The 17975-nt window shown below is 54.7% G+C and carries 16 protein-coding genes and 1 pseudogene; 14 read left to right on the forward strand and 3 right to left on the reverse strand.

Annotation, left to right across the window (positions count from 1 at the left end; translation table 11 throughout):
- Positions 1–253: pseudogene (locus BMY49_RS06900) on the reverse strand (IS1380 family transposase); the annotation flags it as partial.
- 597 nt (positions 254–850) lie between these two features.
- Between BMY49_RS06900 and paaX the strand changes: the two are divergent.
- Entirely contained in the window at positions 851–1777 is a 927-nt protein-coding gene (gene paaX, locus BMY49_RS06905; RefSeq protein WP_089675297.1) for a phenylacetic acid degradation operon negative regulatory protein PaaX, read from the forward strand.
- Between the two features lie 107 nt (positions 1778–1884).
- On the opposite strand, the gene paaY is transcribed toward paaX, so the two are convergent.
- Together paaY and paaN are read right to left on the reverse strand one after the other, a co-directional pair.
- Positions 1885–2499 carry a phenylacetic acid degradation protein PaaY gene (paaY, locus tag BMY49_RS06910; protein WP_089675256.1) on the reverse strand — a complete coding sequence of 205 codons (615 nt, stop codon included), beginning with the start codon at positions 2497–2499 and terminating at the stop codon, positions 1885–1887.
- Between the two features lie 11 nt (positions 2500–2510).
- Positions 2511–4187 carry a phenylacetic acid degradation protein PaaN gene (gene paaN, locus BMY49_RS06915; RefSeq protein WP_089675257.1) on the reverse strand — a complete coding sequence of 559 codons (1677 nt, stop codon included), beginning with the start codon at positions 4185–4187 and terminating at the stop codon, positions 2511–2513.
- A 368-nt stretch (positions 4188–4555) separates the two neighbouring features.
- Between paaN and paaF the strand changes: the two genes are divergently transcribed.
- The 13 genes from paaF to paaE all read left to right on the forward strand — a co-directional run bounded on the left by paaF (position 4556) and on the right by paaE (position 17933).
- Positions 4556–5329 (forward strand): 2,3-dehydroadipyl-CoA hydratase PaaF, encoded by a 774-nt coding sequence (gene paaF / locus BMY49_RS06920; protein WP_089675258.1) that lies wholly within the window; start codon positions 4556–4558, stop codon positions 5327–5329.
- A 16-nt stretch (positions 5330–5345) separates the two neighbouring features.
- Positions 5346–6137 carry a 2-(1,2-epoxy-1,2-dihydrophenyl)acetyl-CoA isomerase PaaG gene (paaG, locus tag BMY49_RS06925; protein WP_089675259.1) on the forward strand — a complete coding sequence of 264 codons (792 nt, stop codon included), beginning with the start codon at positions 5346–5348 and terminating at the stop codon, positions 6135–6137.
- Between the two features lies 1 nt (position 6138).
- A complete protein-coding gene (paaH, locus tag BMY49_RS06930; RefSeq protein WP_089675260.1) occupies positions 6139–7686 on the forward strand; it encodes a 3-hydroxyacyl-CoA dehydrogenase PaaH in 1548 nt (515 codons plus the stop codon).
- Positions 7679–8146: a hydroxyphenylacetyl-CoA thioesterase PaaI gene (gene paaI / locus BMY49_RS06935; RefSeq protein WP_089675261.1), complete on the forward strand. Its 468-nt coding sequence runs from the start codon at positions 7679–7681 to the stop codon at positions 8144–8146. The genes paaH and paaI overlap by 8 nt, the downstream gene beginning before the upstream one ends.
- Positions 8143–9348 (forward strand): 3-oxoadipyl-CoA thiolase, encoded by a 1206-nt coding sequence (pcaF, locus tag BMY49_RS06940; RefSeq protein ID WP_089675262.1) that lies wholly within the window; start codon positions 8143–8145, stop codon positions 9346–9348. Before paaI ends, pcaF begins: the two co-directional genes overlap by 4 nt.
- 95 nt (positions 9349–9443) lie before the next feature.
- Complete coding sequence (gene paaK, locus BMY49_RS06945) at positions 9444–10757, forward strand: phenylacetate--CoA ligase PaaK (RefSeq protein WP_089675263.1); 1314 nt, start codon at positions 9444–9446, stop codon at positions 10755–10757.
- A gap of 109 nt (positions 10758–10866) precedes the next feature.
- Entirely contained in the window at positions 10867–13311 is a 2445-nt protein-coding gene (locus tag BMY49_RS06950) for a penicillin acylase family protein (protein WP_089675264.1), read from the forward strand.
- A gap of 218 nt (positions 13312–13529) precedes the next feature.
- Positions 13530–13727, forward strand: a complete 198-nt coding sequence (locus BMY49_RS06955) for an acyl-CoA synthetase family protein (protein WP_244154928.1) — start codon at positions 13530–13532, stop codon at positions 13725–13727.
- Between the two features lie 309 nt (positions 13728–14036).
- Complete coding sequence (gene paaA / locus BMY49_RS06960; protein WP_089675266.1) at positions 14037–15023, forward strand: 1,2-phenylacetyl-CoA epoxidase subunit PaaA; 987 nt, start codon at positions 14037–14039, stop codon at positions 15021–15023.
- Between the two features lie 89 nt (positions 15024–15112).
- Positions 15113–15394 (forward strand): 1,2-phenylacetyl-CoA epoxidase subunit PaaB, encoded by a 282-nt coding sequence (paaB, locus tag BMY49_RS06965; RefSeq protein WP_089675267.1) that lies wholly within the window; start codon positions 15113–15115, stop codon positions 15392–15394.
- A 53-nt stretch (positions 15395–15447) separates the two neighbouring features.
- The gene (gene paaC, locus BMY49_RS06970) at positions 15448–16248 is read left to right on the forward strand and encodes a 1,2-phenylacetyl-CoA epoxidase subunit PaaC (RefSeq protein WP_089675299.1); all 801 of its coding nucleotides are present in this window, start codon (positions 15448–15450) and stop codon (positions 16246–16248) included.
- Entirely contained in the window at positions 16232–16831 is a 600-nt protein-coding gene (paaD, locus tag BMY49_RS06975; RefSeq protein WP_244154929.1) for a 1,2-phenylacetyl-CoA epoxidase subunit PaaD, read from the forward strand. Before paaC ends, paaD begins: the two co-directional genes overlap by 17 nt.
- 19 nt (positions 16832–16850) lie before the next feature.
- Positions 16851–17933, forward strand: coding sequence for a 1,2-phenylacetyl-CoA epoxidase subunit PaaE (gene paaE, locus BMY49_RS06980; protein ID WP_089675268.1), 1083 nt, complete (start codon positions 16851–16853; stop codon positions 17931–17933).
- The last annotated feature ends 42 nt before the right edge of the window (positions 17934–17975 follow it).

The raw sequence follows: 17975 nt of genomic DNA on the forward strand, positions 1-17975 counted from the left end.
CCTTCTGCAGGGTCAGCAGTTGTTGGAAGGGCTTGTCGCGGCGGAAGTTCTCGACAGCGTCATAGTCGCTCATGCCCAGACACAGCAGGCCCAGGTAGCTCTTGATCACGTCACTGGTGCGCATGCCCAGCGTGGTGGGGAAGCGGCTGTCGATGCTGTCGACGCCAGCGATCTCGAAGCATTGCCCGATGATGGACAGCCCGGCGTGGCTGGTGAGGGTGCGGCGACTGGCGCGGAACTTTATGTTGGGCATGGCACTGTCTGGGTGAATGGCGATAATGGCTATATTGCCATGCAGGTCAGTGGGTTAGAAGTGCTTCCGGGGGCCGGTCTCACGGATTCAGGATATTTTCTATTAATACGAGGCTTATGTCTCCGGACATTCTTGCCATGATAGGGTTACCCGGTTATAGGTGGAACAACCTTGTGATGATCATCTTGAACACTACTAGGTTAATCCAGCCTTCGTCTTTTGCCAAAAATGTGACTTATCCATTTTTGATTGGTGACTGAGGCTGTGATGTTCTGCTTTGAAAGATTTGATGCGGTTTGGCATCGAATACCGAATAGCTTGCAGCTAATTAAGCGCACAAACCATGGTGCTGTCAGCTGATGCCCACTGTTACTGAGCAAAAGCATACTACCGTGAAGGGCAATAAGCACACATGCAAACACCCGCCTAGCATTCGATACATAAAACCCCATTTTTTAAAATTTTAGGGTGGTAGTAAATGCCTATTATCAAGGGGATATGCCCCTCAAAAAAAATAGTGATACACTATTGCTTCTGATCATTAACATTTTCTGTCTTTTTTTGGCAGCTAAATTGCAAAGGAACTCTGCCATCGCCATGTCAGCCGCGAAAGATTGTGTCGCTACCCTTATTGATGATTTTCAGAAGCGTCGCCCCCTTCGTGCGGGGTCGCTCATTATCACTATCTACGGCGACTCTATCGTCCCCCGTGGCGGTACTGTATGGCTAGGAAGCCTCTCCAAGCTTGTAGAACCGATCGGCATCAATGAACGATTGGTGCGCACATCCGTTTATCGGCTAACTCATGAGACTTGGCTGAAGGGTGAAAAGGTAGGCCGCCGAAGCTATTATCGATTAAGTGGCCCTGGGCGGCGTCGCTTTGAGCAAGCCTTCAAGCGTGTTTACCACGGAGCACAGCCATCTTGGTCGGGCCAATGGACGCTTGCCTTTTTAACACAGTTACCTCCAGAGAAGCGCCAGCAAATTCGGGACGAGCTCGAATGGTTAGGGTTCGGTAACTTTTCTCAAGGCGTGCTGGCTCACCCTGTTTTATCAAGGGCTGAAACCATGGTGGCATTACAAGAGCTAAATGCGGCAGATGATACTATCGTCATGCAAACTCAGACTATGGAGCCCATGACAAGCAAACCCATGCGCCAGCAAGTAAGGGAGAGTTGGAATCTTGACGAATTGGCCGAACTCTATCATCGTTTTCTAACCAAATTCCGCCCGCTTTGGAATGCTTTAAATACGGACAATGACTTAAGCCAAGAAGAGTCCTTTATTGCTCGAACGCTACTTATACATGAATATCGTAAAGTACAGCTACGAGACCCCCTCCTGCCTGATGAGCTTTTGCCCACTTCATGGGAAGGCCGTTATGCACATCAATTGTGCCGAAACCTCTACCGCTTGTTGTACCAACGTACAGAGATATGGCTAAACAAGCATTTGGAAACGGCCGAAGGTCCTCTACCCGCTCCGGGCCCTGCTTTCTATCAGCGTTTCGGTGGACTAGAGTGACTGCTCCCTATACGCCCGAGTGGGCGAGGGTTCACGCGGATTTTTGCTGATGTTTCTCGCCCCAACATTCAACGAATACTAGGGCGAGGAAGAATGTTATTTAAAAATCATACACGTGGTGATTTTTCCAATGTTTGCTGCTTGGGTTGAGTATCACCAGCCAACAAAGAAGGACGATCAGCGTCCAGTTCAGCCAGCGGCTCACAGGGTTCTAAGCTGTCACGACAACGCGTCACTAAGCGCTGATATTCTTTAGTACCCTCCTGTTTCCATGAAAACTCTTCGCCACTCAACTCTCGCTTAACCTTTGCAGGAGCCCCCATCACTAGCGACTGGGGAGCGCACTCAAAACCAGCCTTGACGAACGCAGCCGCTGCAACGATAGATCGCTCAGCAATAATGGCTCCGTCCATCACTACTGCGTTCATGCCAACCATGGCATCACGCCCTATGACACAGCCATGCAAGACAGCACCATGACCAATATGACCATCCTTCTCGACTTTCGTGATGCAGCCTGGAAAGCCGTGCATCACGCAGGTATCTTGAAGATTCGCTCCCTCTTCAAGCACTAATCGACCAAAATCACCGCGCATGACTGCTCCTGGGCCCACATAACAATTGGGCCCAACAATCACATCCCCGATCAATACTGCAGTAGGGTGAACATAAGCCGTCGGATGCACCACCGGTGTTACCCCTTCAAGTCGATAATAAGGCATAACATTCTCCGTTAGTTGGATTGACCGTGGCGGCGGCTTTGCACCACCACGAAACGGCTGGCAACAAAGGCCTGATTGCACAGAGAGGCATTCGCCGCCGGATTTCCACCAGTGGCGTGAAAGTCACTATAAGCAGCCGACTGGTTGACAAATAACCCTCCATCCAAATTCAGCGAGAGCGGGGTTGCTACCTCCATAGCAAGTTCTTCGAACTGCTCGGCTACTGTTTCGTCAGTTGTATAACCACCTAGGGTTATCGCACCTTTTTCCCGTATGACATCACGCGCCAGCTCAATACTATGCGCGGTACTTTCCGTCGCGACGATGAAGCTTATGGGGCCAAAGCGCTCCTCACTATAGGCGGCCTTTTGCTCTGCCCCCACCTTGAGAATAAGCGGCGTATGAGTGCGTGCTTTGGGGAACTGAATGTGCTCTCGCGGCTCGCTATCCAGTACTATTTCACCCAAGCCGCGGCATTTATCAATCCTGGCTTCCGTCACGGGCGATTGGAGGGCACCCAACACCGTGCAGGCTCGGTCGTTGTCACTCAGAAATGCTTGAACGGCTTTCGCAAGCGCTGCTGCCACATCGTCAAAGCTCAAATGGCCATCCAGTGTTTCAATGCCGCTCTTTGGCACATAAATGGCCTGGGGGGTCGTGCACATCTGCCCAGAATAAAGGCTCAGCGAGAAGGCAAGATTCGCCATAACTGATTTAAGGTTAGCCACGCTATCGATAATGATCGAGTTGATACCAGCTTTCTCGGCGAACACTTGGGCCTGGGTGGCGTTCTTTATCAGCCAGTCACCGAAAGCATTGGAGCCGGTAAAGTCGATCAACTTAACCGCAGGGTCAAGCGCCAACGTCTTGGTAAGCGGCGCATCGACAGTATCGGGTACCAAACTAACCAGACAAGGGTCAAAGCCTGCTTCCTCAAGTACCTCTTGAGCAACGCGTGCGGTCATCGCCACGGGCAGAATAGCGCCGGGGTGCGGCTTAAGAATGACTGGGTTGCCGGTTGCTAAACTGGCAAACAGTCCAGGATAAGTATTCCAGGTAGGGAAGGTGGAACAGGCTACTACTAACGAGATACCACGCGGCACAATGTGAAAACGCTTATCGATCACTAAAGGGTCATGTTTGCCCTGGGGTTTGACCCATTGCATGGTAGCAGGGGTCTGCGTCATTGCCTGCCAAGCATAGGCCACAGCTTCGAGACCGCGATCCTGTGCATGAGGCCCGCCCGCCTGAAATGCCATCATCGGGCCTTGCCCGCTGGTATGCATCACTGCCTGGGCAATCTCCGGGCTCATGGCATTAAGACGCGACAAGATTTCCAGGCACGCCCCCACACGCGCTTCTGCTCCCGCATCCCTCCAATCACGCATTGCCTTTTGCATAGCCGCCATCAGCGCTTTGGTGTCTGGCTGACCATAAGTAATGCCGAGTTCAAATCCATAAGGTGATACTTCACCACCTATTTGCTGAGTGTTGCCAACTCCATTAAGCGTAAATGGCTGACTAAGCAGTGACTCGAAATGAGACGGCGCCGCTTTAACAGCAACCTCGGGGTATTCCCGCATGCTTTCTGGGTAGGGCGTCCAAAAACTACGGCTAGAGATAGCGTCGACAGCTTGGTCAAGGATCTCACGATGAAGGTCAAACAACTGCTGCGCTGATTGTGTCATGGGGCGCTCCTGCACTCACTTATTTTTTTGATACGCTATATATCTGAAGACTATCTTTCCCGTAACAAAACATCAAATGCTTTCCCTGGCACCATTTACTTAAAAACAAATGAACCAACAACGAAATCCTCGATGTGAACGGGCTAAGGACCACTATTTTAGCCGTACACCTACTTTTCATACCATGGTCTAATGACCATTGCCTGCTTGTAAAAAAGACACACAAGTCATTGTTAAAATTGTAAAAATCACCAGAAAAAGCAATAAGCGACACATTAATAACAACAAACTAATATTGATGCGTATCAAAATAAACCTATACTCAGCAGATATTCATCCTGTGCGCCACAGGCCGAACTGAGGAAAAAATGCCCATTACTCTAAAAATAACTCCGCCCTTGGAAGGCGTTCTATGCATCACTCTGAACCGATCAGAAGTAATGAATGCGCTTAATACGCAGCTTCTCGGCGAACTTGCCGATACCTTGAGCGACGCTGATAGTGACGACAAGGTTCGCGCTGTAGTGATTACTGGCAATACGAAAGCTTTCGCCGCCGGTGCGGATATTAACGAGATGGCTGAACGTGACTTGGTCGGTATGTTGGAAGACCCTCGGCAGCACCACTGGAAGACCATCACGCATTTTCGCAAACCGATTATTGCTGCCGTCAACGGCTACGCCTTGGGCGGTGGCTGTGAGCTGGCCATGCATGCCGATATCATAATTGCCGGAGAAAACGCTTTGTTTGGCCAGCCGGAAATCAACCTAGGCATCATGCCGGGCGCTGGTGGCACCCAGCGCCTGCTTAGAGCGGTGGGTAAATCACTCGCTACTCAGATGGTGCTTACCGGCGAGCCGATTTCCGCTCGCCGGGCTTTCGAGGCTGGTTTGGTTAGCGAGATTACCCAACCCGAATTGACGCTAGAGCGCGCCAAGGCCATTGCACTTCATATCGCCTCCAAAGCACCGCTGGCGGTGCGCTTGGCAAGGGAATCGCTGCACAAAGCGATGGATACCGATCTGGCCACCGGCCTGCGCTTTGAACGTCATGCGTTCACGTTACTGGCAGGCACTGCTGACCGTGAAGAGGGCATTCGCGCCTTCCAAGAAAAACGACCTGCCACTTTTCAAGGGCACTGACACAAGGATATTAACCATGAGCCAAGCGCCCCTGCTTTACACCGTGGAGGACGGCGTTGCTTGCATAACGCTGAACCGCCCCGACAGCCTGAACAGCTTCAATACTGAGATGCACGCCGAGATGCGCAAGACGCTCAAGGCTGTGCGCCAGGACCCGAGCATTCGCGCTCTGTTGCTGACCGGGAGCGGCCGAGGTTTCTGCGCCGGCCAGGACCTTTCCGACCGTAGCGTAGCACCCGGCGAGGAAGCTCCCGACCTAGGCGAGTCATTAGAGAAACGCTATAACCCCATGCTGCGCGCTCTAAAAGACATGCCCTTTCCCACCATCTGCGCAGTGAACGGCGTGGCGGCAGGTGCCGGCGCCAACATTGCCCTGGCCTGCGACATCGTGTTGGCGGCGCGTTCGGCTAGCTTCATTCAAGCCTTTTGTAAGATCGGCTTGATCCCAGACTCTGGTGGTACCTGGACCCTGCCTAACTTAGTAGGTATGGCGCGCGCCAAGGGCTTGGCGATGCTCGGCGACAAACTCCCCGCTGAGACAGCCGAACAATGGGGCATGATCTGGCGCTGTGTTGATGATGAGGCGCTTCAAGAAGAAGCCATGACCATGGCTCGCCACTTGGCAACTCAGCCGACGCGAGGTTTGGCGCTCATCAAACGCGCTCTGCACGCCAGCAGCGATAACAGCTTCAATGAACAGCTCGACCTGGAGCGCGACCTGCAGCGCTTGGCTGGGCGCTCCGAGGACTACCGCGAAGGCGTCAGCGCTTTTATGGAGAAACGCCGCCCCACCTTCAAGGGAGAATGAGATGTCAGCCCTTCCCATGTCCGCAGTTATTGGCGTGGTCGGCGCAGGTGCTATGGGTGCCGGTATCGCCCAGGTTGCCGCCCAGGCTGGCCATTCGGTGGTCTTGTATGACAATCAACCGGGTGCCGCTAACGCCGGTATCGACAACATACGCCGCCAGTTAGAAAGGCGCGTCGCCAAAGGAAAGATGACTCAAGGCGATGTTATTAGCGTCATTGAGCGCTTGCAGCCTGCTGAGAGTATGGATGCCTTGGCCCAGAGCCACTTGGTAATCGAAGCCATTCTTGAAGAACTTGAGATCAAGCGCCAGGTATTCGCCCAACTAGAAGCCCTGTGCTCGCCTGACACTTTGCTCGCCAGTAACACCTCGTCGCTGTCGATTACTTCTATTGCTGCGAACCTAGAACACCCCGAGCGCATGGCAGGGCTGCATTTCTTCAACCCTGCTCCGGTAATGAAACTGGTGGAAGTGGTATCTGGTCTGGCGACAACCGTTGAGGTTGCTGACACCCTTTACGCTACCGCCAACGCTTGGGGCAAGATTGCGGTGCATGCCAGCTCCACTCCTGGGTTCATCGTTAACCGCGTGGCGCGACCATTCTATGCTGAAGGGTTACGACTGTTGCAAGAAGGTGCTAGTGATGCCGCCACTCTGGATGCGCTGCTGCGTGAGGCCGGCGGGTTTCGCATGGGCCCCTTCGAGCTGATGGACCTGATCGGTCATGACGTTAACTATGCGGTGACCCGCTCGGTGTTCGACGCTTATTACGGTGACACCCGTTTCAAACCCTCGCTGGTGCAGCACGCCTTGGTCGAAGCTGGACGCCTGGGACGCAAGTCTGGTCAAGGCTTCTTCGATTATCGCGAAGAACAGCAAGGAGGCGCTATCAAGCCTCAGCCCAACATCGCGCGCCCAGCGCAAGTTGAATTACCGCCGCTAGTGGTGCAGGGCGACCCTGGGGTGATCGCTCCGCTGCTGGAACGCGCCCAGGAAACAGGACTCGATGTGGTTCGTCGAGTATCGCTGCATCAGGACGGCACGCCTCGCTTGCACCTAGGCGACCTAGTTATGGCACTCAGCGACGGGCGCTGCGCCACCGAACGCGCAGTCAACGAAGGGCTCGAAGCACTGGTGCTATTCGACTTGTGCTTGGACTACCGCAGTGCCAGGGCCATCGCGCTCTCTGCCAGCCACGCCACATCGCCCGAGGCCTGCCAACTGGCCACCGCCTTCTTCCAGCGTCTGGGAATGGATGTCGTCTGGCTGACCGATACGCCAGGTCTAGTGGTGTTGCGTACCGTGGCCATGCTCGCCAACGAAGCCGCCGATGCCGTATTGCAAGGTGTTTGCAGCGCCCAGGATGTCGACCTAGCCATGCAAGCTGGCGTTAACTACCCACGCGGCCCCTTGGCCTGGGCGGACTTGCTAGGCTTAGCCTTCGTCAACCGCACCCTCACGCACCTGCAGCAGAGCTACGGCGAAGAGCGTTATCGCAGCTCGTTCCTGCTGCGTCGCAACGCCCTGAGCGAGGAAAGCTTTCATGAGTGATTCCCAACTGACCCCACAGCAGCTGGCGGAAGCCTGTGCCGAGGCAATGTTTGCCCGTGACCATGCCAGCCAAGGGCTAGGCATGCGCATAACCCGTGTCGCCCCCGGCTTTGCAGAACTGACCATGACCGTGCGCCAGGATATGGTACAGGGGCACGGCAACTGCCATGGCGGGTTTCTGTTTGCCCTGGCCGACTCCACCTTCGCGTTTGCCTGCAACAGCTACGATGAAGCCACCGTGGCCGCTGGCTGCAGTATCGACTACCTCGGCCCCGGCCAGCTAGGCGACGAACTGACCGCCACCGCCGAAGAACGTAGCCGCCGTGGGCGCACCGGCATTTACGACATTACGTTGCGCAATCAGCACGGCGATACCATTGCCTTGTTTCGCGGGCGTTCCTACAAAATTCGCGGCAGCGTACGCCGCCTGGAAGATACTGCTGTTGGAGATAACCAATGAAAGACGCGCTGATCATTGATGCCATTCGTACCCCGGTAGGTCGCTACGGCGGTGCGCTTTCGAGCATGCGTGCCGATGACCTGGGAGCCATTCCTATGCGCACCCTGATGGAACGCAACCCGAGCGTCGACTGGTCGCTGATTGACGATATCTTTTACGGCTGCGCCAACCAGGCAGGGGAAGACAACCGCAACGTGGCGCGTATGTCCGCGCTGCTGGCCGGGCTTCCGGTCGAGGTGCCCGGCACCACCATTAATCGCCTTTGCGGCTCCGGTATGGATGCGATCGGCAACGCCGCCCGCACCATCAAGACCGGTGAAGCGGGGCTGATGATCGCCGGAGGGGTGGAATCAATGTCCCGCGCGCCCTTTGTGATGGGCAAGGCGGAACAAGCCTTCTCACGCCAAGCCGATATCTTCGACACCACCATCGGCTGGCGCTTTATCAATCGCGCCATGAAAGCCCAGTTCGGCGTGGACTCCATGCCCGAAACAGCTGAAAACGTGGCCGAACAGTTTGGTATTTCCCGGGAAGACCAGGACGCCTTCGCCCTACGCAGCCAGCAGCGTACCGCCGCCGCTATCGAGGCTGGCCGCTTGGCCGAAGAGATTGTTCCGGTCGAAATCCCCCGCCGCAAACAAGACCCGCTGGTGGTGGATACCGATGAGCACCCGCGCGCTACCACAACTGCCGAGCAGCTTGCCAAGCTACCCACGCCCTTCCGCGAAGGCGGCAGCGTCACCGCCGGTAATGCCTCAGGCGTGAACGATGGTGCCTGTGCGCTGCTAATGGCATCTCCTGAGCAGGCCGAACGTTTCAGCCTCAAGCCACGTGCTCGTGTGGTGGGTATGGCCACCGCCGGGGTGGAGCCACGCATTATGGGGTTCGGACCCTCCCCGGCCACCCGCAAGGTACTCGCCCAGACCGGGCTGACCCTCGATCAGATGGACGTTATCGAACTCAATGAAGCCTTCGCTGCTCAAGCGTTGGCGGTCATGCGCGACCTGGGCCTTAGCGATGATGCCGAACACGTTAACCCCAATGGCGGCGCCATCGCGCTAGGCCACCCGTTAGGCATGAGCGGCGCTCGGCTGGTCACCACGGCACTGCATGAACTCGAACGTCGGCAAGGGCGTTTTGCGCTATGCACCATGTGTATCGGGGTCGGACAGGGCATTGCTCTGATCATTGAGCGCTTATAAGCCGATTTCATAGACCACTACTTCATAGACCACAAACCAGACCATGGCTCATAAAACGTTAGCCCAATAACAACTTGCTTGACCGGAGATCCCTGATGAATCAGCCCGCTACGCGTATCGACTCTGCGACTCTCGACCCCTTGGAAACCGCCAGCGTCGACGAGCTGCGCGCCACTCAGGTCAAGCGCCTGAAGTGGAGCCTGAAGCACGCTTACGACAATGTGCCGTTCTACCGCCAGTCTTTCGACAAGGCTGGGGTGCATCCCGACGATATCCAGACGCTGGCGGATCTCGCCAAACTGCCTTTCACCACCAAGGCTGATTTGCGCGACAACTACCCGTTTGGCATGTTGGCCACGCCGATGAGCGAGATCGTTCGTATCCATGCCTCCAGCGGCACCACTGGGCAACCAACGGTGGTGGGCTACACCCAGAAGGATATTGATGTGTGGTCCGATGTGGTGGCGCGCTCAATCCGTGCCGCTGGCGGCAGCCGCAACGACAAGGTGCATGTGGCATATGGCTACGGCCTGTTCACCGGCGGGCTGGGCGCCCATTACGGTGCCGAGCGCCTGGGCTGCGCGGTGATTCCCATGTCGGGCGGCCAGACTGAGAAACAGGTTCAGTTGATTCGTGATTTCCAGCCGGACATCATCATGGTCACCCCCTCGTATATGCTCAACATCGCTGACGAGATGGAGCGCCAAGGCATCGACCCTCATACGCTGCCCTTGCGCACCGGCATTTTCGGTGCCGAACCTTGGACCGACAGCATGCGCACTGCGCTAGAGCAGCGTCTGGGCATCGACGCCCTCGATATTTACGGCCTCTCCGAGGTAATGGGTCCGGGCGTGGGCATGGAGTGCCTGGAGACTAAAGATGGTCCAACCATCTGGGAAGATCATTTCTACCCCGAGATCATCGACCCGATCAGCGGTGAGGTTCTGCCAGACGGCGAATACGGCGAGCTAGTATTCACCACCCTAACCAAAGAAGGCTTGCCGGTGATTCGCTATCGCACCCGCGACTTGACCCGCCTGCTGCCGGGCACCGCGCGCCCCATGCGCCGCATCGACAAGATCACTGGCCGCAGCGACGACATGCTTATCATTCGCGGGGTGAACGTGTTCCCCACCCAGATTGAAGAGCAGTTACTCAAGATCGCGTCACTTTCTCCCCATTACGAGATCGAAGTCAGCCGCCAAGGCAATATGGACATGGTGCGGGTGCGGGTAGAGGCGAATCATCATGACATCGCCCGCGACCCCACGGCCTGTGAGCAAGCAGCGAAACAGCTACAGCATGCTATCAAAACGTACATTGGTATCAGCACCCAGGTTGAGGTGTGCCAGGTAGAGAGCGTGATGCGCTCGCTGGGTAAGGCCAGACGCGTTAAAGATCTGCGCTAATTCACCTATCTTAAAAGTTGCCTCCTCGTGCTGTGCCGCCTCAGCACGAGGATGGCAGGCTTCGTTTATCGTCGTGTTTCCCCCAGGCCAAAAATAAGGATAAACATTAATGCAAAATGTTCGCCTGCCTACCCTAGTCGGCACCACTGCCCTCGCACTTTTGATCGGTGCTACAACACCAGTAGTGGCCGATGAGATTACTATTAAACGCGATAATTACGGCACTCCCCATATATTTGCCGATGATCGCTATGGACTGTTTTTTGGCTATGGCTACTCCATAGCCCAAGACAGGCTCTACCAGCTGGAGATAACTCGCCGCAGCACCCAAGGCAAGGTAGCCGAGGTGCTTGGTTCTGACTATCTCGATTTCGATATTGGCATCCGAAAACACTATGACCCAGCCAGCATACACGCCCAGCTAGAATCTTTGCCTGATGAGCAGCATGATATTCTCCAAGGCTATGCTGACGGCATCAACCGCTGGCTAGAAGCCATCGAAGCAAACCCAGAAACCCTGATGCCGAAGCAATTCATTGATGCTGGCTTCGAGCCAAGCCCTTGGAGTTCATTCGACGTAGCCATGATCTTCATCGGCACTATGGTCAACAGGTTTGGCGACTACAACACAGAGTTAGAAAATCAGCAAATTTTCATGAACTTAGTGGAGATGCATGGCGAGGAGAAAGGCCAAGCATTATTTGACCTTTTGCTGACTTTTTATGATCCAGCTGCACCAACTACCATTCCTCACGGTGACTGGGACCCACAGCTCAGGGATGGTGCATTTTCTCTGGATGATAAGACCAGCAAATCGATTACTTTCTTCCAAGCCCCGGAAAATGAAACCTACCTCGCAGCAAGCGGAGGTACCTTACAGCTGCCTAATCTTTATGAGCGCCCTTTCAGCAACCTATTGATTCTTGGTTCTGATCGCAGTGATAGCGCAGAGTCCATCCTAATTAACGGCCCACAATTTGGCTTTTACCAACCTGCTTATACCTATTCTGTAGGGCTGCATGGCGCAGGATATAACGCTGTTGGAAATAGCCCCTTTGGCTACCCAATGATAATGTTTGGTCATAATGATTCAATCACTTGGGGCAGCACCTGGGGTGCCGCTGACAACGTTGATCTATTCCGCCTTGAGCTGGATCCCAGCGAACCGGAGCGCTATCTCGTAGGCGATGATTATCACGACTTGGACAGCCGCGTAGAAACCATCAATGTGCGAGACCAGAAGAGCCATGAACTAACTGTGTATCGCTCCCACCACGGTGCAGTAGTTGACTACCGTCCTGACGAGGGTGTTGCATATGCCAAGGCCCGTGGCTGGGAAGGCCATGAGATGGCAACCCTTATGGCCTGGCACAATATTACTAATGCTAATAATCACGCCGAGTGGCTAGAAGAGGCTTCGAAGTCAGCAATCAATGTCAACTTGTACTATGCCGACAAAGAAGGAAACATCGCCTATGTAATGGGTGGTCGCTACCCCCAACGCGCTCCAGGACATGACGGCAGGCTCCCGGCGCCCGGCTATGGTAATTATGACTGGCCGGGATTCATGCCTTTCGAAACCAATCCACAGGTGATTAATCCTTCAACTGGCTATATTGCCAACTGGAACCAACGCGCAGCAGAGGGCATGCCAAATCCTGATATGTGGTGGTATGCATGGCATGAAGCGGATAGGGTCCAGACTTTGTTCGACTCTATCGAGGAGCAGGAAAGCTTCTCTGGACAAGAAGCCTGGGAGTTGATGATGGAGGCTTCCTTCATTGATCCCAGCGCACGCTTCTTCATTCCTAGGCTAGTAGAAGCAGTAGAAGCTGCTGATGCCCCCGAGCTGCTAGATGCCATCAAGCTTCTAGCCACTTGGGATCATCGCGAGATCGACCAAACTGGCGACGGTTACTACGATTCTCCTGCCGTCCCGCTGTATAGAGCCTGGCTCATGCATCTTATTGAACAAATCTACAGCAACATTCTCCCTGAGGCTCATAACGCTTGGTTTCTTAACACTGGACATTTAGAGCCCGGCGGCAGCTCTCCTGGCAGCACAAATATCTCGGTAGCTGCCAAGGTGCTCTATCATGCACTTCAGGGTGAGAGCGATACTATTGGCTTCGATATTTTCGGAGGCAAAGACCCTAAAGTGCTGATGCGCAATGCTTTGACCGAATCTGTAGAGTCGCTAAAAGAGGAACAGGGAGATGAAATGAGCGCTTGGCGTACCGCCGTTACTCATACTACCTTCTCCCACCTTAATTTCTTAAGAGTACCTCAAGCCGGTGAAGAAGAAGCGATACAAATACACCATGCCATGAACCGTGGCACAGAAAACAACATGACCATCTTCTCTAATGGGCAGGTCTCAGGTTATGAAGTCGCCGCGCCAGGCCAGTCAGGCTTCATTGCGCCTGACGGCAACGCCTCACCTCACTATCAAGATCAACTGAACCTCTTCGAGACACTCGATAATAAGCGCATGTGGCTCACACCCGATGACATAAAATCAAATACCTCACACTCAGAGACCATAGAGTACTAAAAACACTCAAAATCCCAAGTATTGGCTATCCATAACCAGTTCTAACTTTACGAGGTCGCTCTCGACTGCCTTTTGCCCCCGGCGCACCAGGCATAGCGTTCAGCGCCTTGACTAGTGCTGTTTCTGAGAGTGACTTGGGTGCACACCTGGAAAGGGAAATGTTAGTCGACGGCAAGAGTGTCTCCTGCAGAGGAAATTTGAAGGAAGTCAAAGGCAATATGGATATGGTGCTTGTGCGTGTCGAGGCGAGCAATCATGACATCGCCCGCGACCCCACGGCCTGTGAGCAAGCAGCGAAACAGCTACAGCATGCTATCAAGACGTATATTGGTATCAGCACCCAGGTTGAGGTGTGCCAGGTAGAGAGCGTGATGCGCTCGCTGGGTAAGGCCAGACGCGTTAAAGATCTGCGCTAATTTCGCCCCCTGCTTAACAGCGGCGCATCGCCATAGACCGAGACTGAAACTCAGACCGACGCCCTTGCAGGCAACCCTGCAAGGGCTTTTTCATTCCCAAACAGCCAGCTTTGATGAAAAAAGATAGAACATTAAGAATCACTTAAATTCAGTCATTTTTCCTTTTTAAACCAACCACATTGGCTTTATCCGTAATCACAAAGTCTTAAAGTGACACATAAAAATACTTATTGATAAAATATTTTGTGTCACTATACTTTAAACAAGATAAGTCACACTCCCTGATAGTCCGACGCCGCGGAGGTCTCTATGTACGCGCAGCTCGTTGAAACCGGTACTAGCAAACTTAAGTCACTTGACGAGATGGGCCCTGAGGAACGCCAGTTCCAAGAGCGCATCAATGATGAAATTAAGATAGAACCCAAAAATTGGATGCCGGACGCCTATCGCAAGACATTGGTCCGTCAGATCTCTCAACACGCTCACTCAGAGATCGTCGGTATGCTTCCGGAAGGCAACTGGCTGACGCGTGCGCCGACCCTTAAGCGCAAGCTGCAGCTGATGGCCAAAATTCAGGATGAGGCGGGTCACGGCCTGTACCTCTATAGCGCCATGGAAACCCTCGGTGCCGACCGCGACGAAGAGATCGACAAGCTTCACGACGGCCGCGCTAAGTACTCCAGCATCTTCAACTACCCGACGCTTAACTGGGCAGACATGGGCACCATCGGTTGGCTGGTCGACGGCGCAGCCATCGTCAATCAGGTGCCGCTACAGCGCACTTCTTACGGCCCCTATGCGCGCGCGATGATTCGCGTATGTAAAGAAGAAAGCTTCCACCAGCGCCAGGGTTATCAGATTCTGCTGACCATGATGCAAGAAGGCACTGACGACCAGAAAGCCATGGTTCAGGACTCTATTAACCGTTTCTGGTGGCCATCGCTAATGATGTTCGGCCCGTCCGACGAAAACTCGCCTAACAGTGCCCAATCAATGGTTTGGAAGATCAAGCGTCACAGCAACGATGAGCTACGCCAGCGCTTCCTCGACCAAACCGTACCGCAGCTAGAGCTGCTGGGCTGCACTGCGCCTGACCCGGATCTCAAATATAACCAAGAGACCGGTCACTACGAGTTCGGTGAAATCGACTGGCAGGAATTCTTCGACGTGGTTAAAGGCAACGGCCCTTGCAACCGCGAACGTATCGAAGCACGCCGTAGCGCCATTGATAACGGTGCCTGGGTACGTGAAGCCGCCGTGGCTTATGCCGCCAAGCGTCAACGCAAAGCCGCCTGATATCTCGAAACTAATACCTCGAAACTGATTTCTTAAAACAATAGGGAGCCCCACGGCACGGGGTTCCTCTGACCACTGAGGCTTCTCTCATGGCTGACTGGCCCCTCTTCGAAGTTTTTATACGCAGCAAGCACGGTCTTAACCACAAGCACGTTGGCAGCGTACATGCCGCCGACCGCAGCATGGCAATCGAAAACGCCCGCGAGCTCTACACCCGTCGTAATGAAGGGGTGAGCATCTGGATTATTCCGGCTAGCGAAATCACCGCCTCTTCCCCTGATGAGAAAGAGCCGCTGTTCGACCCGTCTAACGACAAGGTCTATCGCCACGCATCCTTCTACAAACTGCCGAAAGAAGTCGGCCACATGTGAGGAGGGAGGCTGTAATGCAAAACGTGGCTAAGCAGAACACAACTCAGAAAAACATGGCTCATCAAAACATCGCTCAAAAAACACAAACACCGTTGATCGATTACCTGCTGCGTCTTGGTGACAGCGCCTTGGTACTAGGTCAGCGCCACGCGCAGCTGTGCGGCAAGGCCCCTGCGTTGGAAGAAGAAATGGCGCTAATGAATGTGGGTCTCGACCTTTTCGGTCAGGCACGCAACTGGCTAGGCTATGCTGCTGAACTGATGGCTGCTGAACTGATGACTGGCAAGATCGATGCCGACCATCTGGCCTTTCGCCGCGACGCTCAGGACTTTCGCAACCTGTTGATCGTCGAGCAGCCCAACGGTGACTTCGCCGACATCATGGGACGCCAGTTCCTGTTCGATGCATGGCACGTGCACCTGCTTGATGGGCTGGCCCAGTCCAGCGACCCTCGCATTGCTGAAGTGGCTGCCAAGTCACTTAAGGAAGCGACGTACCACCTACGCCGCTCCTCCGAATGGGTGATTCGCCTGGGCGATGGCACCGAAGAGAGCCACACCCGCATGCAGCGCGCCCTAGACAACCTCTGGCAGTTCACCGGCGAGCTGGTGCAGTTCGACGAGATTGATCAGGCCATGCTAGAAGCCGGTATCGCGCCTGCCCCGGAAACCCTGGTCACCCGCTGGAAAGCAACCGTGGAAGAGGTGCTTGAGGAAGCCACGCTGGAGCGTCCTTCCTACGACGCTTGGATGTATACCGGCGGCAAAGTCGGCCATCACACCGAGCACCTGGGCTTTCTATTGGCGGAAATGCAATACCTGCCGAGGACGTATCCTGATGCGACCGTCTGGTAACCCACCGTCGACACCTATCGGTGACGGGCCTATTGATGACTGGCCCTCCAGAGACCTGATCGGCAGCGACCGCAGCGGGCTGCCGCCAGCCGGTGAAAAAGGCGATGTCGACGCCGTGCTGGCCGTTTTACAGGAAGTGCCAGACCCGGAAGTTCCGGTGGTCAGCGTGGTTGAGCTGGGCATTGTGCGCGATATTGATTGGGTGGACGGTCGGTTGGCGGTCAACGTGACGCCAACTTACTCCGGCTGCCCGGCTACGGAAGTCATCGAACAGCATATCCATGAAGCGCTAGTGGCCGCTGGCTACTCAGACCCGCTAATTCAACGCCGCCTATCACCCGCCTGGACGACCGACTGGCTGACCGACGCCGGGCGCGAAAAATTGCGCGCCTATGGCATCGCACCACCGGTGGGAAGTGCCAGCAAACGTAGCCTGACGGGCCAGTCTGACCCGGTAGTGCCCTGCCCTTTATGTGGCAGCAACGCGACCGAACGCGTCAGCGAATTCGGCTCTACGGCTTGCAAGGCGCTCTACCGCTGCCGCGATTGCCTGGAGCCTTTCGATTATTTCAAGTGTCTGTAAAACGACGAGACCATTTCCCATGAGCCGATTTCACGCCTTGACCGTCAAAGATGTGCGCAAGGAAACCCATGATGCCGTTTCCATTGCTTTCGACATTCCCGACGACCTGCAGGACGCCTTTCGCTTCACCCAAGGGCAGTACCTAACGCTGCGCCACGATATCGACGGCGAAGATGTCCGCCGCTCTTATTCCATTTGCACCGGCGTTCACGAGCATGAGCTGAGAGTTGCGGTTAAATTGGTGCCAGATGGCAGCTTTTCCACCTTTGCCAACCAGCAATTGCAGCCCGGTGATCGCCTGGAAGTGATGCCGCCTCAGGGCAAGTTCTTCGTGCCTCTCGACCCTAGCCGTGAAGGGCACTATCTGGCGGTGACCGCTGGCAGCGGCGTTACCCCCATCATGTCGATTGTTTCCACCACCCTGGAAAGCGAGCCGAAAAGTCGTTTTACCGTAATCTATGGCAACCGTTCCACCACGGGCACGCTGTTTCGCGAGCGGCTGCAGGATCTCAAGGATCGTTACCTCGAACGCCTCAACATCATTTACGTGTTCAGCCGCGAACAACATGAAATCGATCTTTACAACGGCCGTATCGATGCCGATAAGTGCAACGCCCTGTTTGACCGTTGGGTAGACGTACCCAAGCTCGACGCTGCGTTTATCTGTGGCCCGCAAGAGATGACCGAGATCGTGCGCGATGTCCTGACCCAACACGGAATGCCAAAGGAAAAGGTGCACTTTGAGCTGTTCACTACTGGGCTACCGACAGCAGGCGCCAAGCGCCGCCAGGCAACCAGAGCCGGTCAGCTTGAAGCAGAAACTTCGCACATCAAAGTGATTATCGACGGCCGCACCATCGAATATAACCTGCCCCGCAACACCCAGAATATTCTGGACGCGGGTAACGAGCATGGGGCCGATCTTCCGTTCTCATGCAAGGCCGGCGTGTGCTCCACCTGTAAATCAAAAGTGATCGAAGGCGAGGTGGAAATGGACGCCAATTACGCCCTGGAAGATTACGAAATAGATGCCGGCTACGTACTGTCCTGCCAGTGCTATCCGATCAGCGACAAGGTAGTGCTCGACTTTGACGAGGTGTAAGCCCGTCACCATCTACCTCCAAAGCCGGCGATCGCGTCGGCT

Origin of the sequence: Vreelandella aquamarina, assembly GCF_900110265.1 — a bacterium.
GTDB classification, from domain to species: Bacteria; Pseudomonadota; Gammaproteobacteria; order Pseudomonadales; family Halomonadaceae; genus Vreelandella; species Vreelandella aquamarina.